This is a genomic window from Streptomyces sp. NPDC050842 (assembly GCF_044456565.1).
GTDB lineage: Bacteria > Actinomycetota > Actinomycetes > Streptomycetales > Streptomycetaceae > Streptomyces.
In genome coordinates, this window is record NZ_JBITGA010000005.1 from 385,694 (window position 1) to 408,132 (window position 22,439).

Annotated in this window: 22 protein-coding genes; 9 read left to right on the forward strand and 13 right to left on the reverse strand. The window is 71.9% G+C overall.

Features of this window, described 5'->3' with window-relative positions; genetic code table 11:
- Positions 1-73: 73 nt before the first annotated feature.
- Positions 74-505: an ATP-binding protein gene (locus ACIBG6_RS18740; protein WP_399223679.1), complete on the reverse strand. Its 432-nt coding sequence runs from the start codon at positions 503-505 to the stop codon at positions 74-76.
- Positions 506-657: 152 nt separating this feature from the next.
- Between ACIBG6_RS18740 and ACIBG6_RS18745 the strand changes: the two genes are divergently transcribed.
- The 4 genes from ACIBG6_RS18745 to ACIBG6_RS18760 all read left to right on the forward strand — a co-directional run bounded on the left by ACIBG6_RS18745 (position 658) and on the right by ACIBG6_RS18760 (position 3,744).
- Positions 658-1,533 (forward strand): helix-turn-helix domain-containing protein, encoded by an 876-nt coding sequence (locus ACIBG6_RS18745; RefSeq protein WP_399223680.1) that lies wholly within the window; start codon positions 658-660, stop codon positions 1,531-1,533.
- Positions 1,530-1,796, forward strand: a complete 267-nt coding sequence (locus ACIBG6_RS18750) for a DUF397 domain-containing protein (RefSeq protein WP_399223681.1) — start codon at positions 1,530-1,532, stop codon at positions 1,794-1,796. Before ACIBG6_RS18745 ends, ACIBG6_RS18750 begins: the two co-directional genes overlap by 4 nt.
- Positions 1,797-1,861: 65 nt before the next feature.
- The gene (locus ACIBG6_RS18755) at positions 1,862-2,797 is read left to right on the forward strand and encodes an intradiol ring-cleavage dioxygenase (protein WP_399223682.1); all 936 of its coding nucleotides are present in this window, start codon (positions 1,862-1,864) and stop codon (positions 2,795-2,797) included.
- A 122-nt stretch (positions 2,798-2,919) separates the two neighbouring features.
- A complete protein-coding gene (locus ACIBG6_RS18760) occupies positions 2,920-3,744 on the forward strand; it encodes a hypothetical protein (RefSeq protein ID WP_399223683.1) in 825 nt (274 codons plus the stop codon).
- Positions 3,745-3,770: 26 nt separating this feature from the next.
- On the opposite strand, the gene ACIBG6_RS18765 is transcribed toward ACIBG6_RS18760, so the two are convergent.
- Entirely contained in the window at positions 3,771-4,556 is a 786-nt protein-coding gene (locus ACIBG6_RS18765; protein ID WP_399223684.1) for a triphosphoribosyl-dephospho-CoA synthase, read from the reverse strand.
- 170 nt (positions 4,557-4,726) lie between these two features.
- On the opposite strand from ACIBG6_RS18765, the gene ACIBG6_RS18770 reads away from it, so the two are divergent.
- Both ACIBG6_RS18770 and ACIBG6_RS18775 read left to right on the forward strand, forming a co-directional pair.
- Positions 4,727-5,293, forward strand: a complete 567-nt coding sequence (locus ACIBG6_RS18770; protein WP_399223685.1) for a Uma2 family endonuclease — start codon at positions 4,727-4,729, stop codon at positions 5,291-5,293.
- A gap of 101 nt (positions 5,294-5,394) precedes the next feature.
- Entirely contained in the window at positions 5,395-5,748 is a 354-nt protein-coding gene (locus ACIBG6_RS18775; RefSeq protein ID WP_399223686.1) for a DoxX family protein, read from the forward strand.
- An 81-nt stretch (positions 5,749-5,829) separates the two neighbouring features.
- On the opposite strand, the gene metG is transcribed toward ACIBG6_RS18775, so the two are convergent.
- The gene (metG, locus tag ACIBG6_RS18780) at positions 5,830-7,437 is read right to left on the reverse strand and encodes a methionine--tRNA ligase (protein WP_399223687.1); all 1,608 of its coding nucleotides are present in this window, start codon (positions 7,435-7,437) and stop codon (positions 5,830-5,832) included.
- Between the two features lie 102 nt (positions 7,438-7,539).
- Between metG and ACIBG6_RS18785 the strand changes: the two genes are divergently transcribed.
- Together ACIBG6_RS18785 and ACIBG6_RS18790 are read left to right on the forward strand one after the other, a co-directional pair.
- The gene (locus tag ACIBG6_RS18785; RefSeq protein ID WP_399223688.1) at positions 7,540-8,241 is read left to right on the forward strand and encodes a response regulator transcription factor; all 702 of its coding nucleotides are present in this window, start codon (positions 7,540-7,542) and stop codon (positions 8,239-8,241) included.
- The gene (locus ACIBG6_RS18790; RefSeq protein ID WP_399223690.1) at positions 8,238-9,323 is read left to right on the forward strand and encodes an ATP-binding protein; all 1,086 of its coding nucleotides are present in this window, start codon (positions 8,238-8,240) and stop codon (positions 9,321-9,323) included. The genes ACIBG6_RS18785 and ACIBG6_RS18790 overlap by 4 nt, the downstream gene beginning before the upstream one ends.
- Here the strand turns inward: ACIBG6_RS18790 and ACIBG6_RS18795 are convergent.
- Positions 9,320-11,347: a VWA domain-containing protein gene (locus ACIBG6_RS18795; protein ID WP_399223691.1), complete on the reverse strand. Its 2,028-nt coding sequence runs from the start codon at positions 11,345-11,347 to the stop codon at positions 9,320-9,322. The two genes, ACIBG6_RS18790 and ACIBG6_RS18795, sit on opposite strands and share 4 nt — an antisense overlap.
- Before the next feature lie 256 nt (positions 11,348-11,603).
- Between ACIBG6_RS18795 and ACIBG6_RS18800 the strand changes: the two genes are divergently transcribed.
- The gene (locus ACIBG6_RS18800) at positions 11,604-13,658 is read left to right on the forward strand and encodes a PhoX family protein (protein ID WP_399224013.1); all 2,055 of its coding nucleotides are present in this window, start codon (positions 11,604-11,606) and stop codon (positions 13,656-13,658) included.
- A gap of 46 nt (positions 13,659-13,704) precedes the next feature.
- On the opposite strand, the gene ACIBG6_RS18805 is transcribed toward ACIBG6_RS18800, so the two are convergent.
- From ACIBG6_RS18805 to ACIBG6_RS18845, 9 genes are all read right to left on the reverse strand, one after another.
- Positions 13,705-14,694, reverse strand: a complete 990-nt coding sequence (locus ACIBG6_RS18805; protein ID WP_399223692.1) for a hypothetical protein — start codon at positions 14,692-14,694, stop codon at positions 13,705-13,707.
- Between the two features lie 77 nt (positions 14,695-14,771).
- Positions 14,772-16,250: an APC family permease gene (locus ACIBG6_RS18810; RefSeq protein WP_399223693.1), complete on the reverse strand. Its 1,479-nt coding sequence runs from the start codon at positions 16,248-16,250 to the stop codon at positions 14,772-14,774.
- A gap of 229 nt (positions 16,251-16,479) precedes the next feature.
- Positions 16,480-18,435: an FUSC family protein gene (locus ACIBG6_RS18815; protein ID WP_399223694.1), complete on the reverse strand. Its 1,956-nt coding sequence runs from the start codon at positions 18,433-18,435 to the stop codon at positions 16,480-16,482.
- A 30-nt stretch (positions 18,436-18,465) separates the two neighbouring features.
- On the reverse strand, positions 18,466-19,002 hold the full coding sequence (locus ACIBG6_RS18820) for a GtrA family protein (protein WP_399223695.1): 537 nt from the start codon (positions 19,000-19,002) through the stop codon (positions 18,466-18,468).
- Positions 19,003-19,286: 284 nt separating this feature from the next.
- Complete coding sequence (locus ACIBG6_RS18825) at positions 19,287-19,523, reverse strand: DUF2630 family protein (RefSeq protein WP_399223696.1); 237 nt, start codon at positions 19,521-19,523, stop codon at positions 19,287-19,289.
- A 110-nt stretch (positions 19,524-19,633) separates the two neighbouring features.
- Positions 19,634-20,668, reverse strand: a complete 1,035-nt coding sequence (locus ACIBG6_RS18830) for an endonuclease/exonuclease/phosphatase family protein (RefSeq protein WP_399223697.1) — start codon at positions 20,666-20,668, stop codon at positions 19,634-19,636.
- Between the two features lie 5 nt (positions 20,669-20,673).
- Complete coding sequence (locus ACIBG6_RS18835) at positions 20,674-21,102, reverse strand: hypothetical protein (protein WP_399223699.1); 429 nt, start codon at positions 21,100-21,102, stop codon at positions 20,674-20,676.
- Between the two features lie 11 nt (positions 21,103-21,113).
- Positions 21,114-21,539, reverse strand: coding sequence for a hypothetical protein (locus ACIBG6_RS18840; protein WP_399223700.1), 426 nt, complete (start codon positions 21,537-21,539; stop codon positions 21,114-21,116).
- A gap of 37 nt (positions 21,540-21,576) precedes the next feature.
- On the reverse strand, positions 21,577-22,383 hold the full coding sequence (locus tag ACIBG6_RS18845; protein ID WP_399223701.1) for an alpha/beta fold hydrolase: 807 nt from the start codon (positions 22,381-22,383) through the stop codon (positions 21,577-21,579).
- Positions 22,384-22,439 lie beyond the last annotated feature (56 nt).

Below are 22,439 nucleotides of genomic sequence, written 5' to 3' on the forward strand. Positions count from 1 at the left end.
CGTCCTTTGGGAGACCCTCCGCCCCACCGAACTCCGCATTTCCGGGGTTCGGTGGCTGCATCGTCTTCGCAGGTCAGGGGCGTGGCAGGTCGAGTTCGGCCCATACGGTCTTCCGGGGTACGGGGCCGAGCCCGACACCCCACCGGTCGGCCAGCGCCTCGACGAGGAGCAGCCCGCGTCCGGAGTCGCTTGGGGGGATGGGTGGTTGGAGGCGTGGGAGGTTCTCGCCTCGGGTGTCCGTCACCTCGATGCGCAGGACGCTGTCGTGGGTGACGAGCGCCAGCCGGAAGCTCCGGCCGGCGACCCTGCCGTGCGTGGCCGCGTTCGCGGCGAGTTCGGCGACGACCTGGGTGGCGGCCTCCGTCACGCCGTACGGCACCTCGTGCTCCCACATCCACTCGACGGCGAGCAGCCGGGCGAGCCGGGCCCCGCGTGGCGTGGAGGACAGGAGAACGCTGAAGTGACGTGCGGGTGAAAGGACTTGGGTGGTGTTCTGCTGATTCACGTCACCGAGCGTGGCCGCCCCCGCTTACCGTGAACAGTGACGACGCCGATGCGTAGGGTGACTGTCCGGAGCTTGTCCACTGCTGTCCGGGCTGTCCGGAGCCCTTCCGGGGGAGGTGTCGCGCCACGAAGGGGCGAGGGAAGGGTGCGGGTATGTCGGTGGACGGTGGGGCGCAGCGGCTCAAGACCGAAGCGGACGAGCCGGGGTGGGAGGTCGATCCCGACGATGACTGGGGCGTGGCCGTAGTCGCCACTGTGGGGCGGCAGTTGAGGCTGCGGAGGGAGGCGGTGGGGATGCGCGCCGCCGAGCTCGGGGCGGCCACCGGTTACGGCGAGGACCTCATCTACAAGATCGAGAGCGGGAAGCGGATCCCCCGACCTGAGTTCCTGGACAAGGCGGACGAGGTACTGGGAGCGGATGGGCTGATCTCGGCCATGAAGGAGGACGTGGCGAAGGTCCGGTACCCGAAAAAGGTGCGGGCCTTGGCGAAGCTGGAGGAGCGAGCGGTCGAGATTCAGTTGTACGACCCGCTCAACATCCACGGCCTCTTGCAGACGCCCGAGTACGCCCGCGGGCTGCTGTTGATGCGGCGGCCGGCGTACACGCAGGACGAGGTCGATCGGATGGCGGCGGGTCGTGTGGCCCGGCAGTCCATCTTCCAGAGAGATCCCGCCCCTGAACTCAGTTTCGTCCTTGAGGAGTGGACGCTGCGCCGCCCGTTGGGCGGGCGGATGGTGCTCCGGGCTCAGCTGGAGCGCCTGTTGGAGGTTGGGCAGTTGCGCAGCGTCGAGCTTCAGGTGATGCCGATGAATCGCGAGGAGCACGCCGGACTGGCGGGCGGTATTGAAGTGCTGAAGTTCGATGACGGATCGGCGGTGGGACGCTCTGCGGCTGTGGCCAACGGGCGGCCGGTGACCGAGCCGAAACAGCTCCATATCCTGGAGTTGCGGTATGGCATCATCCGGGCTCAGGCCCTCACTCCGCGTGAGTCGACTGCCCTCATTGAGCAACTGCTGGGAGAGACATGATCCGCAACATCTCCGCCGGGGACGCCTCCGAACTGGCGTGGTTCAAGAGCAGCTACAGCAGCAGCAGCGAGGGCGACTCCTGCATCGAGGTCGCCTGGCGCAAGAGCAGTTACAGCAGCGGCAGCGAGGGTGACTCCTGCATCGAGGTCGCCACCACGCCCGCCACCGTCCACGTCCGCGACTCCAAGAACCTCGGCGGTCCCCAGCTCGCGCTGACGCCGACCGCCTGGGCGGGTTTCGTCTCGTACGCCGTCCGCAACTGACGTACACAGGAACCCACAGCCCGCTCCCACGTTCCTGACAGGCCTGCTTCCTAGGGTCCTCGCCCATGAGCGAAAACCAGAAGCACAGGCGGGACATGACCCGGCGGCGGGCGCTCGTCGCGGGTGGTGGGGTCGTGGTCGCGGCGGGGATCGGCGCCGGGGTCGTCTCCACCGCCTCGGCGGACGGAGCGTCCGGGGAGCAGGCGTCCGCCAAGCCCACTGCGGGCGAGGCCTGTTACCGGCTGACGTCGGAGACGACCGAAGGGCCGTACTACATCGACGCGGACAAGATCCGGAAGGACATCACGGAGGACCGGGAGGGCATCCCGATGACCGTGCGGCTCAAGGTGATCGACTCCGAGACCTGCAAGCCGCTGCGGGGCGCCGCCGTCGACATCTGGCACTGCGACGCGCTGGGGATCTACTCGGGGTACGAGAGTCTCAGCACGGGTGGTGGGGGTGGGGCTCCTGGGGGCGGTACGCCTCCGACCGGTACGCCGCCCACTGACGCGCCCACCGGGACCCCGCCCACGGGTACGCCTCCGACCGGCGGCCCCGGCGGTGGAGGTGGTGGCGGGCACGAGGAGCCCACCGACGACAAGCGGTACCTGCGCGGCACCCAGCTCACCGACAAGCACGGGTACGTGGAGTTCCGGACGGTCTTCCCCGGCTGGTACCGGGGGCGTTGCGTGCACGTCCACACCAAGGTGCACGTCGGCGGGAAGATGACGGCGACCGGTTACGAGGGCGGGCACACCTGCCACACCGGGCAGCTCTTCTTCGCGGAGGCCGCCGTTCTGGACTCCGCCGAGGTCGCCCCGTACTCCACCAGCACCACCGAGCGCACGCCCCTCGACGACGACACCATCTATCCCGGCAACGGCGCCGAGGGCGGCCTCCTCACCCTCAAGTACCCGAAGGGGAAGATCGCGAAGGGGGTCGTCGCCACGCTGACGATGGGCGTCGACCCGGACGAGACCCACACCGGCAGCGACGCCTGACGGCCGTCCAGGAACAGGGCAGCGGCCGGCAGGTGGCCGCTGCCGCTGCCTCTCGGGCCCGGATGGACCAGGATTCCTCGCGAAGCGACCGACGGTCCCGTCAGGCCTTTACGATCTCCGGCATGTCGAACCCGTCGTCCATACCCGTCCTGCGTGACTCCCACGGCACCGTGCTCCAGTTCACCGGCGACGCGCTGATGTGGAGCCGGAACGCCGAGGAGGTGAACATCCCCCTCCAGGCGATCGCACACATCCGCGCCGAGGGGCGCACCGTCACGGTCGAGCTCGTGGCCCCGCCCGGGACGGCGCCCGCCGTGCACCGTCTCGACGGCGTGAGCGAGGCCGCCGCGGCGCTGTTCGTCCCGGCCGTCACCGCGGCCCTGCCCGTGCGCGCCGAGGAGGCCGAGACGGTCGACGGCTCGACGCTGGTGTCCACCCACACCGCGCCCGAGCCCGAGGACGATCCGTGGCAGCGCATGCTGAGGAACGTGGCGATCGCCATCGGCGGCGTATCCCTCGCCCTCGCCCTGGCCGTCGGGCTCCAGGGTGAATGGCTCGGCGTGCTGATGGCCCTGCTCGTCGCTCCCCTCGGCCTCGGGCTCTCCGCGTTCGGTGCCGTCCTGGTCTACCTCGCGTACCTGCAGTGGTACCTGCCCCGGTACGGCATCACCGTCGAGGCGGAGAAGGTCGTGGATTACACCTACAACGGGACCGCGTCCTACGCGTACACGGAGCTGGACGGCACGAAGCGGCAGATCAGCGGCAAGAGCATCAGCGGGACCCCCTACGTCGCCTATGAAACGTCCGGTACGGACAGGAGGGCGGTGTGTTACTCGCCGTTCAAGGTGGCCTGGGACATGGTCTTCGCCCTGGGGCTTCTCCTCGTCGGCCTCGGCGTGGTGGCCCTGGTCGTCGCTGTGACCGGCAGCATCTTCCTGGGCGGCTGATGCACCGTGGTCGTTCGTCGGAGCGCCTAGCGGGCGTCCAGGAACAGGGCGGCGGCGAGCAGGTGGCCGCTGCCCCTCGGGTGCAGGTCCCGTTCGCGTAGCCGTCGGTCGAAGGCGTCCAGGGGGAGATCGCCCGCGACGACCTCCCGGGCCCCGTCCTGCACCTCGCGCAGGCCGTACGGCCCCGCCGCGTGCAGCAGGCCGGTGTCCTGGAGCGTCGTCATCACCGTGAGCAGCGCGCCGATCAGGGCCTCGGGCTCGCGCGCCCCGCCCCGCCGGGCCGTGTCCAGGGCCGCCAACGCCCGCCGCACGTGCGGGAACCCGGCCCGCGCCTCGCCCCTCGCGCCGGCGGCGCCGTACCGGACGGAGACGGACGAGCCGGGGGTGGCCACGCGCGGTGCCCGGCTGTCCGGATGGGTCGCGATCCGCCCCGCCAGTCCGGTGACCTCCTCCACCGTCCCGCCGGGCGCGAGCGCCGTCCCCGCCACCAGCAGCCCCAGCGGCCACACGGCCCCGTGGTGCAGGCCCGCCCCGCCGTCCGCCCCGCCGTCCGCCCGCGCCATGGACCGCTCGGTGGACCGCCCGATGGCCCCGAGCTCGCCCCGGAGCGCCTTCCCGGGCTCCCCGACCCGTCGCGCCGTCGCCGCCATCGCGGCGAGTCCCGGCTCCAGCGCCCGCGCGGACCACCTCAGCCCCGGCAGATCCGCCTCCCGGGCATCCGTAAGCCCCGGCTTGGGCGTCAACTCCACCCCCGCAAGCAGCCCTTCCACCGCAGCCCGGGCCAGCACCTCGTCCTCACGCGTCACGACCATGCCGCGCACGCTAGGCACCGGACCTGGGCGTTTCCTCGGGCGGGCCTGTGGGGCGGCTGTGTCACCCGGGGGGATGAAGGCCAAGGATTCTCGGCGCCCAGGCCGTTGGCATATGTCAACGTGCCTGCCATGGCGAATGGAAGGCACCACCGATACGGGAGGACTCTGCCGTGAGCGTCCTGACTCAGGAGGGGTTCGAAGAACGTGCACGTCTTGGCGAGTGCGTGGACGAGTCCCTGCGTCTGGAGTTCATCGACCGGAAGATCGGCGAGAAGGCTGTGCCGGACGGGGACCACGGGCGGACCATCGAGTGGCTGACGCGACTCTGCATCCAGAGGGACGCCGGCTGGTGGCTCTACCCGGACCAGGGCCTGAGAGTCGAGAAGTACCGTACGGGCAACGCCCGCCCCGACGGCTGCCTCGTTCCGCTGGACGCGTTCGTCGGCCAAGGCGAGTGGGCGAGTGCCGACGGCGTCCTGATGGTCGTCGAAGTCACCTCCGGCGACTCGGACACCGGCCATCGCGACCGTGTCGAGAAGCCGCGCGCCTACGCCGAGACCGGAATCCCCGTGTACCTGCTGGTCGACAGGACCACGTGCGAGGTCAAGGTCCACTCCCAGCCGGACGGGGAGCGGTACGAGATGGTGGCGACCGTGCCCTTCGGAAAGGCGGTCTCCCTGCCGGAGCCGGTGGGGATGGAGTTGGACACGGAACCGCTGAAGAACTGGGTTCGCTGAAGTTTTTTCGCGCGGGCTGTCACACATCCGTTCCGGGCTCCGTCAGTGCTGTGTCCGGCTCGGTCGAGGCGGACACGGGAGAGGCTGAAGGAGCCACCGCGATGTTCACCGAGATGTCCACCACCGCAGTCGTCGTCACCGCCGTCGCCGCCTTCATGGCCGGGTTCTCCGCCGCGGCGATCTTCTTCAAGGCCGCCTTCGTCGTCGAGCCCCTCGCCGCGTACGGCGTGCCGCGGTCGTGGTGGAACTGGCTCGGCGCCGCCAAGGCCGCCGGGGCCGCCGGGCTCGTCGTCGGGTTCTTCGTGCCGGTCATCGGGACCCTGGCCGCGATCGGGCTGATCCTGTACTTCGCCGGCGCCGTGATCACCATCGTGCGGGCCCGCTCGTACGCCCACGTGCCCTTCCCGCTCGTCTACATGGCCCCCGCCGTCGCCGCCCTCGCCCTGACCTGGTGACCCGTTCCGTAGGACGGCGAAGGCCGCCGGCCCCTGTTCGCAGGGGACGGCGGCCTTCTTCGTACGCGTACGCCGGGGGCGTCAGTCCTTCTTCGGGTCCTCCAGGCGCGGGAACAGCACCGCGCCCTTCGTCACCGTCGCGCCAGCCGGGAGCTGGCCCCACGTGGCGGCGTCCTGGACCGGCTGCGCGGCCAGGGCGCCCAGGGACGCCTCGGCGCCGAGCGAGTCCCACAGCGCCTGCGAGGTCTCCGGCATGATCGAGTTGAGCAGGACCGCGACCGCGCGGAGCGACTCGGCCGCCGTGTAGAGGATGGTCGCCAGGCGGGCCTGGCCCTCCGGAGAGTCGTCCTTCGCGACCTTCCAGGGCTCCTGCTCCGTGATGTAGCCGTTGACCTGCTTCACGAAGTCGAAGATCGCCAGGATGCCGCCCTGGAAGTCCAGCTCCTCGCCGATCTTGGCGTCGGCCGTCGCGACCGCCTTGGTCAGACCGTCCTGGATCGCCTTCTCCGCGTCACCGTCGGCCGCCGAGGCCGGCAGGGCGCCGTCGAAGTACTTGCCGACCATCGCCGCCACGCGCGAGGCGAGGTTGCCGTAGTCGTTCGCCAGCTCGCTCGTGTAGCGGGCCGTGAAGTCCTCCCACGAGAACGAACCGTCCTGGCCGAACGCGATCGCCCGCAGGAAGTACCAGCGGTACGCGTCCACGCCGAAGTGCGACGTCAGGTCCTGCGGCTTGATGCCCGTCAGGTTCGACTTCGACATCTTCTCGCCGCCGACCATCAGCCAGCCGTTCGCGGCCACGCGGCCCGGGACCGGCAGGCCCTGCGCCATCAGCATCGCGGGCCAGATCACCGCGTGGAAGCGCAGGATGTCCTTGCCGATGAGGTGGACGTTCGCCGGGAAGGTCTCGTCGAACTTCGCCGGGTTCTCGTTGTAGCCGACGGCCGTCGCGTAGTTCAGGAGCGCGTCGATCCACACGTAGATGACGTGCTTCTCGTCCCACGGCACCGGGACGCCCCAGTCGAACGTCGAGCGCGAGATGGAGAGGTCCTCCAGGCCCTGCTTGACGAAGTTCACGACCTCGTTGCGCGCCGACTCCGGCTGGATGAAGCCCGGGTTCGCCTCGTAGAACTCCAGCAGCTTCGGGCCGTACTCGCTCAGCTTGAAGAAGTAGTTCTCCTCCTTGAGGATCTCCACCGGCTTCTTGTGGACGGCGCACAGCTTCGTGCCGTCCTCGGCCTCGATGAGGTCGCCGGGGAGCTTGTACTCCTCGCAGCCCACGCAGTACGGGCCTTCGTAGCCGCCCTTGTAGATCTCGTCCTTGTCGTACAGGTCCTGCACGAACTCCTGGACGCGGTCGGTGTGACGCTTCTGCGTGGTGCGGATGAAGTCGTCGTTCGCGATGTTCAGGTGCTCCCAGAGGGGCTTCCACGCCTCCTCGACGAGCTTGTCGCACCAGGCCTGGGGCGTGACGTCGTTCGCCTCGGCCGTGCGCATGATCTTCTGACCGTGCTCGTCCGTGCCGGTGAGGTACCACACCTTCTCGCCGCGCTGACGGTGCCAGCGCGTGAGCACGTCGCCTGCGACGGTCGTATAGGCGTGGCCCAGGTGAGGAGCGTCGTTGACGTAGTAAATGGGGGTCGTGACGTAGAACGCCTTCGCCCCCTGCTTCTCGGATCCAGTGGCCGCCATGGTCGAAATCCTAACGGTCGTACGAAGATCCACTCACATCGATAAACGTGGGCGGGCCAGGGGGAGAGGTCTGCGAAACATCCTGGCGGGGAGGATGGGGCCATGCGTGTACTGGTGGCCGAGGACGAGCTCGTCCTCGCGGAGCTCGTCGCCGTCGGCCTGCGGCGGGCCGGCTTCGCCGTCGACATCGTCCATGGCGGCGACGATGCCCTGGAGCGGCTTGGCCTGGACTCGTACGAGGTCAGTCGCTACGAGGTCAGTCCCTATGCCGTCAGTCCCTACGACGTCCTCGTCCTCGATCGCGATCTGCCCCGCGTCCACGGCGACGAGGTCGCCCGGCGGCTCGTCGCCGCCGGTTCGCCCACCCGGATCCTCATGCTGACCGCCGCCACCGCCGTCGAGGACCGCGTCGCAGGCCTCGACCTCGGCGCCGACGACTACCTGGGCAAACCCTTCGAGTTCCCCGAGCTCGTCTCCCGCGTACGCGCCCTGCGCCGGCGCTCCGCCCGCCCGCCGATCCCGCCCCTCCTGGAACGCGACGGGCTGCGCGTCGACACCGCCCGGCGGACCGCCACCCGCGACGGGCGCGACCTCGACCTCTCCCCCAAGGAGTTCTCCGTCCTCCAGATCCTCCTGGAGGCGGACGGCGCACTCGTCTCCGCCGAGGAGCTCCTCGAACGCGCCTGGGACGCCCACGCCGACCCCTTCACCGGGGCCGTACGGGTCTGCATGAGCAAGCTGCGCGCGAAGGTGGGGGAGCCGGGGCTCATCCGGACCGTGCAGGGCGTCGGGTACGTGGTGTGAGCGGGCCCGTCCTGGGGGCGGGGTCCACCATCCGGACCCGGATCGCCCTCGTCTACGGGGGCGTCTTCCTGGTCCTCGGGGCCCTCCTGCTCCTCCTCGTGAACCTGCTGGTCAGAGCCGGTACGGACGGGGAGACCGACGCGATCGTCTCGAAGGTGGACGGGGTCGCCGTCGTCGAGGCGTACCGGCTCGGCGACGACATCAGCGCCGCCGCCGGCGACCAGATGCTCATGTGGTCCTGCCTCGCCCTGGTCGTCATGGCCTGCGGCGCCGTCGTCGTCGGGTGGTGGACCGCCGGGCGGGTCCTGCGGCCCGTGCACGAGATGACCGCCCGGGCGCGGCGGCTCTCCGAGCGGAACCTGCACGAGAGGATCGCGGCGAGCGGGCCCGACGACGAGCTGAAGGAGCTCGGCGACACGATCGACGCGCTCCTCGGACGCCTGGAGACGGCCTTCGACAGTCAGCGCCGGTTCATCGCCAACGCCTCCCATGAGCTGCGGACTCCCCTGGCGACCCAGCGCGCCGCCATCCAGGTGGGGCTGGACGACGACTGCGCGGTGCGGGACGTACTCCTCGACACCAACCGGCGTAGCGAACGGCTCATCGACGGGCTGCTCCTCCTCGCCCGGAGCGAGCGGGGGCTCGCGGAGCGGGAGGACGTGCCACTGGGGGAGGTCGTCGCGGAGGAGTACGAGGACGTGGACGTGGTCCTCGACGGGGGCGTCGTACGGGGGAGCCGGGTGCTGCTCTCGCAGCTCGTCCGGAACCTCGTCGCGAACGCGGTCGCCTACAACGTGCCGGGGGGAGTGGTCGACGTAGGCGTCGAGGGCGGGGTGCTGACCGTCGTCAACACCGGGCCCGTCGTCCCGCCGGACCAGGTCGCCGGGCTCTTCGAGCCCTTCCGGCGGGGCGAGGGGCGGGACCGCATGGGGCCGGGCGCGGGGCTCGGGCTCTCCATCGTGCGGTCGATCGCCGTCGCGCACGGGGGCGCCGTGACGGCCGTGGCGCGGGGTGCGGAGGAGGGCGGCGGGCTGGTGGTGACGGTGACCCTGCCGGTCACCGTCACCCCTGCTTCTTTCTAGAACTCCAGGTCGGCGAGCAGACCGGCGTAGAACGCCGAGTGCGCCGTCTCGACCGGGGTCGCGCCGGGGAAGTACGCGGCGGTACGGGGCGTGCCGTCGAGCTTCCGGAGGAAGTCGAAGGCCTTGTTGTCCTCCTCGCCCCAGGCCACGAACCGCCAGTGCAGCGGGCGGTCCGCCGCCTCGGCCAGCGCCGCCGTGGCCGCCGTCTTCGACTCGGGAGCGCCGTCGGTCTGGAAGACGACCAGGGCGGGTCGCGCCGGGTCGGCCTTCTCGTGGTGGGCGAGGACCTCCTCCACCGCGCGGTGGTAGTTGGTGCGGCCCAGGCGGCCGAGCGTGCTGTTGACCTCCTCGACGCGGGTGGGCGTGAGGTCGGCGGGGGCGAGCTCGACGGTGCCGTCGATGTCCGTGGAGAAGAACACGGTCGTGACGGTGGCGTCCTCGTCCAGGTGAGCGGCGAGGGCGACGGTCTGCTCGGCGAGACGCTGGACGGAGCCGTCCTTGAAGTACCCGCGCATCGAACCGGACCGGTCCACCACGAGGTACACGGCGGCCCGCGCCCCGGTGAGCCCCTGCTTCTTGAGCACGGCGCCGGCGGCCTTGTAGGCGTCGGCGAGGTGCGGGGCGGCGGCCTTCACCTTGGCGAGGGGGAGGGCGGGCGCGCCGGCCGAATCGGTGTCGGCGGAGGTGTCGGTGTCGGCGTCCGTGTCGGCTTCACCGGCGGGCGCCTCGGCCTCGACCTCGGCCTCGGCCTCGGCCTCGGCCGGGCTCGCGTCGTCGGCGGCGACGACCGCCTCCGGCTCCGCCGGGGTGTCGGCCGCGTCCGCCTGCGGCGTCGCCTCGGCGGTGGCCGTGTCGTCGGTGTCCGGCGTCTCGACGAGCTCCTCCGGAGCGGCGGCCGGGCTCGTGCCGTCGGTGTCCGCCTCCACCGCCTCGACGGCTTCGGTGATCTCGGTGGCCGCCTCGGCCTCCGGCTCCGCCGGAGTCTCGGTCGCCTCCGCGGTCTCCTGCTCCTCCGGAGCGTCGGCGGCGGTGACCGCCTCGGTCTCGACCTCGGCCTCGGCCGGGCTCGCGTCGTCGGCGGCGACGACTGCCTCCGGCTCCGCCAGGGTCTCGGTCGCCTCCGCGGTCGCGGGCTCCGCCGCGCTCTCCTGCTCCTCCGGAGCGTCGGCGGCGGTGACCGCCTCGGGTTCCACCTCCTGCCCCTGCGGGGCGGATTCGGACGCGTCGGTGTCCTCCGCGACCAAGGTCGCCTCCGGCTCCGCCGGAGTCTCGGTCGCGTCTGCCTGCGGCGTCGCTTCCGCGTCGGTCGCCTCGGAGGCCGCAGGCTTCGCCGCGCCCTCCAGCTCCTGCGGGGCGGTTTCGGACGCGTCGGCGTCCTCCGCGTCTGCGGTCGCCTCCGGCTCACCCGGGGTGGCCTGGGCCGCTTCCGGCTCGGCGTTCTCGGTGGCAGTTGCCTCGGCGGTGGCCACCGAGGCCTCCGCCTCGGGCTCGGCCGGTTCAGCAGTCTCGTTCTCCGCCGTGGCGGCAGGCGCCTCGGCGGTCACTGCCTCCGGCTCCGTCCGCTCCTCGGCCTCGGCCGTCGCGGGGGACGCCTCCGCCTCCGGCACCTCGGCCGTCACGGCGGCCGACGCCTCCGCCGACGCCTCCGGCGCCTCGACTGTCGCCGGCTCTGTCGCCTCGACCGCCGTCGCCTCCGGCGTCTCGACCTCCGCCGCCGCCTCGGCCGTCGCCGGATCCGACGTGCTCGCCGTCTCCGCCGTCGCCTCGACCGACGTCTCCGACGTCTCCCCGCTCCGTGCCTTCGGCACCTGCGGGTTGTCGAACGACGCGGCCACCAGGTCGTCCGCCGCGCGGCGGGCCGCGGCTTCCTCGGTGTCCGTCGGCGTCGACGTGTCCGTGTCCGTGTCCCTGGACGTGGCCGTAGATGCCGACGAGGCCTCACGCGTCTGGGGCGGGACGGAGGTCGCCGGGGTGTCCTCGTGGTCCCGGCCGAATACCTTGCGCAGCATGCTCCGAATACCCATGGGCGAACCCTTTCGCATGAGTGGGTGCAGTGTGAATGTCCGTACTGGGCGTTTCGGGACGTTCATCCCTGGCCAGGGCGGACACGTAAGGTTAGCGGCCACCCCCTCCCTCCTCTGTGACCCGGTCGCCTCCGGATGCCGTGCATTCATTCGGCGTTCACTCCGGCGCCGCCCCTGTGCAGATGTGCGCACATAGCGTCGCCGCCGAAGGATTCCCGACACCATGTCGGCGCAGTGTGCGCCGGAGGAGGACGAAGTGCGCAAACTGCTGCCGCTCCTGAGCACGAACCCCCACGGAGGCGGCCGTTCCGCTCTCACCTGCCGGTTCCGGTGTGGTGACGCCTGCTTCCACGAGGTGCCGAACACCAGCGACAACGAGTACGTCGGCGACGTCATAGCCGGTGTCCTCTCCCGTCGTTCGGCGCTGCGCGCCGCCGCCGTCGTGACCGTCGCCTCCGCCGCCGGCGGTGCCGTCGTCCTCGGTGGCGCCCCCGAGGCCGTCGCCCGTCCGCAGAAGCCCGCACGCCCCGACGGTGCCCGCGGGCTCCGCTTCGCCGCCGTCGCGCCCAACACCGCCGACCAGGTCACCGTGCCCGCCGGCTACGCCCAGAACGTCGTCATCCGCTGGGGCGAGCCGATCCTCCGCGGCGCCCCCGCCTTCGACTCCGAGAAGCAGACGGCGAAGGCCCAGGCCGGCCAGTTCGGCTACAACAACGACTTCCTCTCCCTGCTGCCGCTGCGCGGGGAGCACCACCGTCAGGTCCTCGTCGCCAACCACGAGTACACCGACGAGGTGCTCATGTTCCGTGGGTACGACTCCGAGAACCCGACCCGCGAGCAGGTCGAGATCGCCTGGGCCGCGCACGGCCTGTCGGTCGTCGTCGTCCAGGAGGAGCACCGCTCCGGCAAGCTGACGCCCGTGTCCCGCCACCACCTCAACCGGCGGCTGCACACCACCAGCGAGTTCGAGCTGACCGGCCCCGCCGCCGGCAGCGCCCTGCTGAGGACGAGCGCCGACCCCGAGGGCCGTATCGTCCTCGGCACGCTCAACAACTGCGCCGGCGGCACCACCCCGTGGGGCACCACCCTCCACGGCGAGGAGAACTTCAACCAGTACTTCGCCTACGGAAGCTCCGCCACCGACAAGCGGTACGGGGTCGGGACCGGCGCCTCCGAGCGCAAGTGGGAGCGGTTCGACACGCGCTTCGACCTCCGCCAGGAGCCCAACGAGGTGCACCGCCAGGGCTGGGTCGTCGAGCTCGACCCGTACGACCCGGAGTCCACGCCCCGCAAGCGCACCGCCCTCGGCCGCTTCAAGCACGAGGCCGCGCAGCCCCGTCTCACCGAGGACGGCCGCCCGGTCGTCTACATGGGCGACGACGAGCGTTTTGATTACTTCTACAAGTTCGTGTCGTCGAAGAGGATGAAGAAGGGGGGGTCGCGGGCCGCCCGCGAGCACAACCTCACGCTCCTCGACGAGGGCACGCTGTACGTCGCCAAGCTGACCGGCGACTCCCCGGCCGCCGAGATCGACGGCACCGGCAAGCTTCCGAACGACGGCGAGTTCGACGGCTCCGGCCAGTGGATCCCGCTCGCCACGGCCGGTCCCGACGGAGCCGTCTCGCACGTGCCCGGCATGACCGCCGACGAGGTCTTCGTCTTCACCCGCCTCGCCGGTGACAAGGTCGGGGCGACCAAGATGGACCGGCCCGAGGACGTCGAGCCGTCCCCGCGCAGCGGCCGCGTCTACGTCGCGCTCACCAACAACACCAACCGCGGCAAGGGCACGAACCCGGGCGCCGACGAGGCCAACCCGCGCAACCTCAACAAGCACGGGCAGATCCTGGAGCTCGCCGAGCACTGGGACGACCCGGCCGCCGACGGCTTCGCCTGGCGTCTCTTCCTCGTCGCGGGCGACCCGAACGACCCGGCCACCTACTTCGCCGGCTTCCCCAAGGAGAAGGTCTCCCCGATCTCCTGCCCGGACAACGTGGCCTTCGACCCGCACGGCAACCTGTGGATCTCCACGGACGGCAACCAGCTCGGCTCGCACGACGGCCTGTTCGGTGTCGCCACGCGCGGCGAGCGCCGCGGTGAGCTCAAGCAGTTCCTGACCGTCCCCAAGGGTGCCGAGACCTGCGGGCCGATCATCCAGGACCGCCGCGTCGTCGTCGCCGTGCAGCACCCGGGCGAGCTCGACGGCGCCTCCGTCGAGAACCCGAAGTCGGACTGGCCCGACGGACCCGGCAAGATCGTCCGCCCGTCGGTCGTCTCCGTCTGGCGCAAGGACGGCGGCGACATCGGCGTCTGAGGACGATAGATGGATTCCGGGGAGGGGCTGGGCGTGGAGTGTGCTTCTACTCCACGCCCAGGCCCTCCCTGAATCTCGTGAACTGTTCCTCCGGGTCCCCCGTGTACGCCCACGGCACCCATGCCGCCCGCGCCCCCAGCATCCCGAGCAGCTTCCGGGCGATCTCCACCTGGCCCGCGTAACACGCCGCGTGCGTCAGGAAGTTGAGGTCCCCCACCTCCTCCGGCGCCACCGGGCGCCCCGGGTCCCTGCCCTCGATCCAGCGCGCGTACGTGCGCCGCAGCTCCGTCACCGCCAGCTCGTGCTTCCAGTGCTGGTCGAAGCCCCGCACCGGGCCCCGGCCGAGCGCCCCGTCCGCGATGTAGCGGTACTCCTCGACCCGGGCGACCTGCACGAGTACCGGCAGCGCGGAGCCGGGCGGTGCCACGCCCGCCGCGTCGCGGGCGAAGTCGTACATGCTGCCGTGCGTGCCGTGCCACCGCGCCGACCAGTAGCGCAGCACCTGGATGTGACCCTCGGTGTTGTACGGGTCGCGGCGCCGCAATTCGTCGAACCAGTGGCGCAGTTCGCGGCGCGCCACCCCGCCCTCGTACAGCCTCGCCACCGACAGCAGTGACACCCACGGCATGGGGTCGGCCGGTGCGGCCTCGGCCGCGCCCCGGCAGGCGTCCACGGCGGAGTCGATCCGGCCCCGCTCCACGGCGGCGCCCCGGCCGGCCGCGATGGCCGCGTCGAAGACCCGGACGACCTCCGTCGCCGCCCGCAGCACGGCGGCGTCGGGGTTGCCGGGCTCGGCGGCCCGCCAGGTCTCGACGGTGGAGCTGCCGGCGGCGGCGTGCGAGAGGAGCCTCAGCCGGTGCGTGCGGCGCGCCCAGTCGTCGCCGGTGGCGGCGAGCAGGTCGCGGACGCCCTGCCAGCGGCCGATGACGATGTCGTGGCGCGCCTCGGTGAGCGCGCGGTCGCCGAAGTCCGGGTCGAAGTCGGGCGCGAAGCGCTCCGCTCGCGCCGGGCGCGCGGAGCGGCGGCGTACGGCCATGGGGCCTCCTTCGGTTCGGCTTCCGACAGGCCGGACAGGTCCGACGGGTGGGGGGTTTCGCTGCGGCTCGTGTGTACTCAGAAGTCGGTGGCGTAGCTCTTGTCGTGGGCGCCCGTGCGGGCGTGCGGGGTGGCCGGGCCGGAGTCCTCGGTGGCGGCGAGCGCGCGGACGGCGTCCAGGCGGGCGGGGCGGTAGTAGTCGCTGCCCTTGCGCCAGTACACGAGGAGCGGGACGACGCCGACGAGGAGTCCGCCGAGGCCGATGGTGAGGGCGGTCGTGGAGAGCTCGCCGAGGGACTCGACGAAGCACCAGAGCATGAAGCCGGAGCCGAGCAGCGGCCACAGGCCGCCGAGGACGAAGTTCCGTACGGAGCGCAGGAGGAGCGACTTGTACGCGACGACGGCGGCGATGCCCGCGAGGCCGTAGTAGAAGGCGATCTGGAGGCCGATCGCGGCGACGGCGTCGCTGAGGATCCGCTGGACGGACTCGGCGGCCGCGGCGGCGACGAACATGAGGAGCGCGGCTCCGCCGACGGCGGCGATCGCGACCCAGGGGGTGTTCCAGCGGCGGTGCACAGTGCCGAGCGCGGCGGGCAGGGTCCGGTCGCGGCCCATCGCGAAGAGCGAGCGGGTGACCTGGAGGAGGGTCGTCTCCAGGGTGGCGACGGTCGACAGGACGACGGCCACGACGAGGAGTTTGCCGCCGACGCCCGGCCAGACCTCCTGGCCGAGGACGGCGAGGACGTTCGGTCCCGCGGTGCGGATCTCCTCGGCGGTCAGCAGGACGTTCACGGCGACGGTGAAGGCCTCGAAGAGGACGAAGACGAAGCCGACGCCGACGAGCGCGGCGAGTCCCGCCGTACGGCGGCTGTTCCGGGTCTCCTCGCTGAGGTTGCTGGTGACGTCCCAGCCCCAGTAGTAGAAGGCGGCGATGAGGGCGCCGGCGGCGAAGCCCTGGGTGCCGTCGAACTGGCCGAGGCCGAACCACGACCAGTCGAAGGCGGCGGCCCGTCCCCGGTGCAGGACGGCGGCGACGACGAAGCCGATGAGGATCAGCATCTCGACGCCCGACATCACGAGTTGCGCTCGTACGGTCAGCCGGGCGCCGCCCAGGACGACGAGCAGCATCATCAGGAACCAGCCGGCGCCGACGGCCGCCGCGAGCGGGGTGTGGTCCGCGAGGGCCGGGTCGATCAGGGAGAGCGTGAGGGCGCCGGCGGGCAGCGAGCCCGCCACCATGAAGACGGTGGCGGCGAAGACGAGCGCCCAGCCGGAGAGGAAGCCGAGGAAGGGGTGGAGCGTGCGGCCCACCCAGGAGTAGCCGGCGCCGGCGTTGACGTCGATCCGGCCGAGGCGGGCGTAGGCGAGGACGATGCCGAGCATCGGTATCGCGCAGTACAGCAGCGCGGCGGGTCCGGCGAAGCCGACCGCGCCGAAGAGGACGGCGGTGGTCGCGGCGAGCGAGTAGGCGGGTGCGCTGCCCGCCACGGCCATCACGATCGTGTCGAACGTGCCGAGGACATTGGGCTGGAGCCCTCTGCTGTGGGTGGTGCGCATGGCGGAGTCCTCGGGGCGCGGGGGGTGGTGAGGCGGGTGAAGTGGCCCGTCCGCCGGGTCGGTTGCGCGACGGCGGCGGGCGCGGAGCACGGTGAATCGCTGTGGATCTCGGGGAATCTCGGTGAATCGAGCGCATCGTAGTCGCCCGGATGGCGTTCGGTAACGGCGGTGGGGAGGGTTCCGTTCCGTGACCGCCGGTAAGTCCTCCCGTACGCCCCTCGGGGGAGGTTTACCGCAGGTCGGGACCGGCGATGGCGCGGGCCGCGCGGACCTCCTGGCGGAGGGGTGCGAGGACTCCGTTCTCGTCGCCGGGGAGCTCCGCGCGGACCTCCACGAGCGTGACGCTGGAGCGCAGTCCTTCGGAGAGCTCGCGCAACTCCCGCTCCACGGCGGCGACCTCGGCCGCGTCGGGGGCGGGGGCGCCGTGGGCGACGCGGATCCGGGCGGCGGTCGTCGCGTCGACGATCCGCTCGACGGCGACGACGAGCGGCCACCAGGCGGCGGCGCGGGTGCCGGTGGGCGGCGGTTCGGTCAGGGCGCGCTGGAATTCGGAGCGGACGGTCGACAGGTCCCGGTAGAGCTTGCGCCTGGCCCGGTGACGGGCGGTCCGGTCGTCCGCCGTGAACGCCCCGCCGACGTACGCGGCGGTGTCGGCGACGGCGTCCGCGAGCCGGTCCCCGATGCGGGTGTGCCAGGACTCGGGCCAGAGGAGGTAGCCGGCGATCAGGGTGATCGCGCAGCCGATGAGCGAGTCGTAGAGGCGGGGCATGACGAGGTCGAAGCCCTGGTGGTTGAGCATGTCGGAGAGCAGCAGGATGACCGGGGTGATGGCCGCGGTCTGGAAGGCGTACCCCTTCGCCGAGAAGGCCGGGATCAGGGCGGCGAGCGCCACCATCACGGGGACGTCCCACCAGCCTCTGGGGACTTCGGCGAGGACGAGGGCGGCGAGGACGAGGCCGGCGGCGGTGCCGAGGGCGCGGAGCACGGCCCGGGAGAAGACCGAGCCGAAGTCGGGCTTCATGACGAAGGTGACGGTGAGCGCGACCCAGTACGAGCGGGGCACGGGGATCAGCGAGACGAAGGACTGGGCGAGGCCGATGCAGAGCGCGAGCCGCAGCCCGTACCGCCAGGACGCCTCGGAGAGCAGGACGGCGCGGGTGGTGCGCCGGACCCGGACGCGGAGGGCGGCGGGGCGGCCGAGCCGGTCGTCGATGTTGTAGGGGTCGGGCTCGTCCTGGTGGACGACGGTCGCCGCGTAGCGCAGGGCGTGGTCGACGGCCTTCTCGGCGGGCCGCTCGGGCGCGGGCAGGTCGAGGACGGGGGTGCCGGTGCGGCCTTCCTCGACGGCGTCGGCGAGGTCCCGTACGGCCGCGGGGATCGCGGCGGGCAGCGGGCCGAGGAGCCGGACGCGGAGGCGGGCGGCGGGGGCGGCTTCGAGGAGCGGGACGAGGGCGTTGAGCTGGGAGAGGAGCCGGACCAGGTGGGGCGCGCGGCCGTGTTGTCGGGCGCGGCGGGCGAGGACCAGGTCGTAGGACTGGTTGAGGGAGGCGGTGACGGCGTGCCGCTGTTCGTCGTAGGCGGCGGCGCTGGTGCCGGTGGCCTCGTAGAGGTCGGCGACGGACCGGTAGGTGGCGGCGACGGCGGCGCGTTCGGGGGCGGTGCGGCGCAGGGGCCAGCCGAGGAGGGTGAGGAGGAGGACGAAGAGCCCGCCGAGGGTGAGGAGCAGGGGCGCCTTCCACCACGGCCCCGGCATGGGGAGGCCGGCGCCGACCACGCAGTTCAGGAGCAGCAGGAGTCCCGATACGGACGCGACGGCGCCGATCGACGAGATCATCCCGGAGACGAGCGCGACGAGGGTGAGGGCGCCGACGGCGATCCAGCCGTGGCCGAAGACGAGGGTGCCGAGGGTGACGCCGAGGGCGCCGAAGAGCTGCGGCACCGCGATGTTGAAGATCCGCATCCGGTAGGCGTCGGCGGTGTCTCCGATGACGCCGGAGAGGGCGCCCATGGAGACGAGGGCGCCGTAGGCGGGCTGCCCGACGGCGAGTCCGACGGCGATCGGCGCGGAGAGCGCGACGGACGCGCGGACGACGGCGGCCCAGGGGATGGGTGTCGGGGCGGGCTTGAGCCCGGCCGTGAGCCAGGTGGGCGGGGAGAGCCGTACGGGCCGAGCGGGGCGTGCCATGCCCCCCAACTTACGTGTCAGGCGGCGCGGTCAGGCGGCGCGGCAGAGCTCGGCGCGGTGGGGGTGGTCGGCCGGGGTCGCCGGGGTCGAGGTGGGGGTGACGGTCCTGTGGACCGGTCGCGTGGCGTTCGTGGCCCGCGAGCGGGTCCGGGCGAAGACGACGAGGCGCAGTACCGCGAAGCGGGCGGTGCCGGCGAGGGCTGAGGCAGAGAGGTAGACGATCTGTTCGAGCATCGGCCCGGGTGCCGCCACCAGTTGCTGGAGGAGCAGCATCGCGCCGCAGGTCACCGCGTACGCGGCCGCGGCGGAGCCGGCCGACTGCGTGTGCTGGCGCCAGGTGGCGCGTCCGCCCGCGCCGAAGGTGAAGCGGGCGTGCAGCTCGGTGGAGAGGAGCGTGGAGGCCACGGCTGTCAGGGCGTTGGCCAGGAGCCAGGGGATCCAGGAGGCGAGGCCCGTCACGGCGAAGCTGGAGGCGATCCCGACCCCGCCGCCGCAGAGCACGAAGCGGGCGAAGGCGTTGAAGGCGCCGGGTGCCGTCTGTTGCCGGCTCTGCCCTGCTGTCTCCATGATCCGACCCCTCCGCTGGCTCGCTCCGCCGCCCGATGGGCACCCCTCGGCCTGTGGGGCCGTGGGCGGCGCGCATCCCTTGTGGCACCATCATGGCACACGTGTGGCGCCATGTGGAGGTGTTAGTGGCGCCGGTGGCGCCATCAGTGGCACCAAGGAGTGCCATGGGGTGCCATGGGGTGCCAAGGGGGCGTGCGGAGGTGCCTCATCCTGGGGGCGGTGACTGGAGCGGCGCATGGGGCGTCCTCGACGGCCCCGCGCGCGGTGAGGGTCGGTTGCGGTGGTCAGTTGCGGTAGGACTCGACCTCCGAGGCCGGGCGGAGGGCGGCCGTGTCCGGGTCCTCGCCGAATTCGCTCTTCGCGCGGCGCTGGCGCAGCAGGTCCCAGCACTGGTCGAGCCTGACCTCCAGCTGGGCGAGGCGGGCGCGTTCCTCCGGGAGGAGGCCGCCCGTGCGCTGCCGCAGCGCGCGTTCCTCCTCGACGAGGGCGCCGATGTCGCCCAGGATCTCCTCGTTTTCCATGCTTTCAGCGTGGCCGATCAGCGTCTCGCGCGCAGGTCGAGAGCTCGGCGCGGCTCTCGGCGCGGACCTCGGCGCGGCTCTCCGCGCAGGTCGAGAGCCCGGCGCGGCTCTCAGCGCGGCTCTCCGCGCAGGTCGAGATCGGCGAGGACGGCCCGGTGGTCGGAGTGCGCGAGGTCGAGGAATCGGATGCTCCGGGCGGTGAAGTCGTCGCTCACCAGGACGTGGTCGATCTGGACGAAGGGCGGCAGGGGGCCTTCCATGGGCCAGGTCGGGGTGCGGCTCGAGTCCGCGAGCCGGGCGGCGTCCTGGAGGCGGCCGGCGCCGAGGATCGAGCGGAAGGCCGCGTGGTCCTGGGAGGCGTTGAAGTCCCCGGCGAACAGCCGCGGCCCGGTGCCGCGCAGGGCGGCGGCCTCGTCCGCGATCCGGCCGAGCTCCCGCTTCCACGCGTCGACCTGGCGCGGCACCGGCGGCAGCGGGTGGGCGAGTTGGAGGCGTACGGGCAGGCCGGCGATCCGGGCGGTGGCACCCGGCATGCCCATCGCCGCCGGGATGATCCGCTCGTCGGTGAGCGGGTAGGCGCTCAGCAGGACGGAGCCGGAGGCGCCGCCGGCGTCGACCGCGGTGTGGTGGGGGAGTTCGGCGGCGACGGCCGTGGTCAGGGCGCGTCCGCAGGCGGGGTCGCACTCGGAGACGAACACGAGCTGGGGGCGCTCGCGCCGGATCGTGTCGATCAGCGCTCCGGTGGCCTGGCCGTACTCGACGTTGGCGGCGAGCACCTTGACCCGGGCCAGCGGCAGCCCGTACGAGGTGACGAGCTGCGGCTGGTAGGGCAGGGAACTCCAGCCGACCGCGCCGAGGACGACGACGGCGAGGAGGGTGAGCACGCGGCGCCGGGCGACGGAGGCGAGGAGCACCCCGAGCCCGGCGGGCACGGCCAGCCAGGGCAGCATGGAGAGCAGCTGCGGTACGGGGGTGATGCTGTCCGTGTCGAGGAAGCGGCAGGCGCTGATCAGGGCCGGGACGACCAGGAGCAGCCCGGCGGCCCAGGCGGTGAGGCGGTGCCTGGGCCGGAGGGGCTGGGGTTCGGGGGCCGTCGGTGCGGCGCTCGTCACGGATACGGTCAAGGCGGCAGGGGCTCGGTCCACGCCTTTCAGTGTCGCAGGGCCTGTGCGATCTCCGCGGTCGTGGCGCCCGTGAGCGTCCGATTGCTGCGGGCCGTACCCGACTTGGAGGCTCCGGGCTCGACGCCGTTGATGTTCAGGACGACCGAGTCGAGGAGATTTCCGCTGTCGTCACGGAAGTTGACCATGACCGTGTAGTCGGCGGTCTTGTCCTGGGGATTGGTCGCGGTGATCTCGGCGATCGTGCGGTCCCCGTCGGTGCTCGTCGTCCCGGCCTTCACGTCGCCGGTGGCGTTGACCCCGTCCTTGACCTCGTTCATCTTCTCCTCGGCCGCCGAGGCGACGGCGGCCGTGGCGGAGGAGACGACCTCGCCCGCCTTCTCCGAGACGGCGTCACAGCCGGTGAGGGCGAGGAGGGCGGAGGCGGCGAGGACGACTCCCGTGACGCGTGCTCTCATCGGTGGCCGCCTCAGAACTTCTCGTCCGTGCCGTAGACCTCGTCCGTGGCCAGCGCCCAGATCACGAAGATCGAGATGGCCATCGAGAAGAGGGCCCACCACGGCTGGTACGGCAGGAAGAGGAACTGGAAGAGGACGTTGAGGGAGGCGAGCGCGATGCCGGCGACCCGGCCCCACTCGGCGCCCTTGAGGATCCCGAAGCCGGCGATCGCGATGATGATGCCGAGGATCAGGTGGATCCAGCCCCAGGTGGTGAGGTTGAACTTGAAGACGTAGTCGCCGACCCGGGTGTAGATGTCGTCCTCGGCGATCCCTGCGATGCCCTGGAAGACGTCCATGAATCCGGTGACCAGCATGAGGACGCCGGCGAAGAGGGTGCCGCCGGCGGCCCAGGCACTTGAGGTGCTCGGCTTACGGGGTGCGGTGTTCTGGCTCATGACCCCATCGTCGGAGCGTTCGTACGATTCCGAACTTTCAGCTGGGCCGAACGAGTGAGCGAAGGTAGGAGTCGAGTACGGAGTCGAACTCCTCGGGCTGTTCCAGGTTGGGCAGGTGCGCGGCCCGTTCGATCACGGCGAGCGTGGAGTGGGGCAGCAGCGCGTGCATCTCCTCCGCGTCCGCGACCGGTGTGTACGTGTCGTCCCGGCCGACCACGACGAGCGCGGGCACGGCGACGGTGGTGAGCGACTCGCGGTAGTCGGGCCGCTCGGCCCGGCCGCGCAGCGCGGCGGCGGCGCCGACGGGGTCGGTCGCGCACATCATGCGGTGGACGTGCGGCGCGGCATGGGTGTTGTACGGGGCGACCATCCGGTCCAGGACCTCGTCGGCGTACCCCCGCATGCCCTCCTTGAGCAGCCGGTCGGCCATGGCGTTCCGCGCGGCCTTGCCCTCGTCCGTCTCGGCGGCCGGGAAGGTGTCGGCGAGGACGAGGCCCCTGACGCGCTCCGGGAGGCGGCGGTGGAGCTCCATGGCGATCTGGCCGCCCATGGAGAGGCCGGCGACGACGGCCTCCTCGATCTCCAGGAGGTCGAGGAGCTCGACGAGGTCCTCGGCGAAGTCACCGAGGTCGGTGAGTCCGGCGATGTCGGCCGTCGCGCCGGGCGGGGTGATGCCGTAGCCGCGCAGGTCGGGGGCGATCACCCGGTGCGTGAGGGAGAAACGGTCGATCTGGGGCTGCCACATGGTGTGGTCGAAGGGGTGGCCGTGGACGAGGAGGAGCGCGGGGCCGCTGCCCCGGTCCTCGAAGTAGAGGCGGGTGGCGTCGGTGTCGGTGAAGCGCATGACGGCAGGCTAGGCAGCGGCGATCACTCGGTGCAATGAGATCTTTGCTCTCGGTG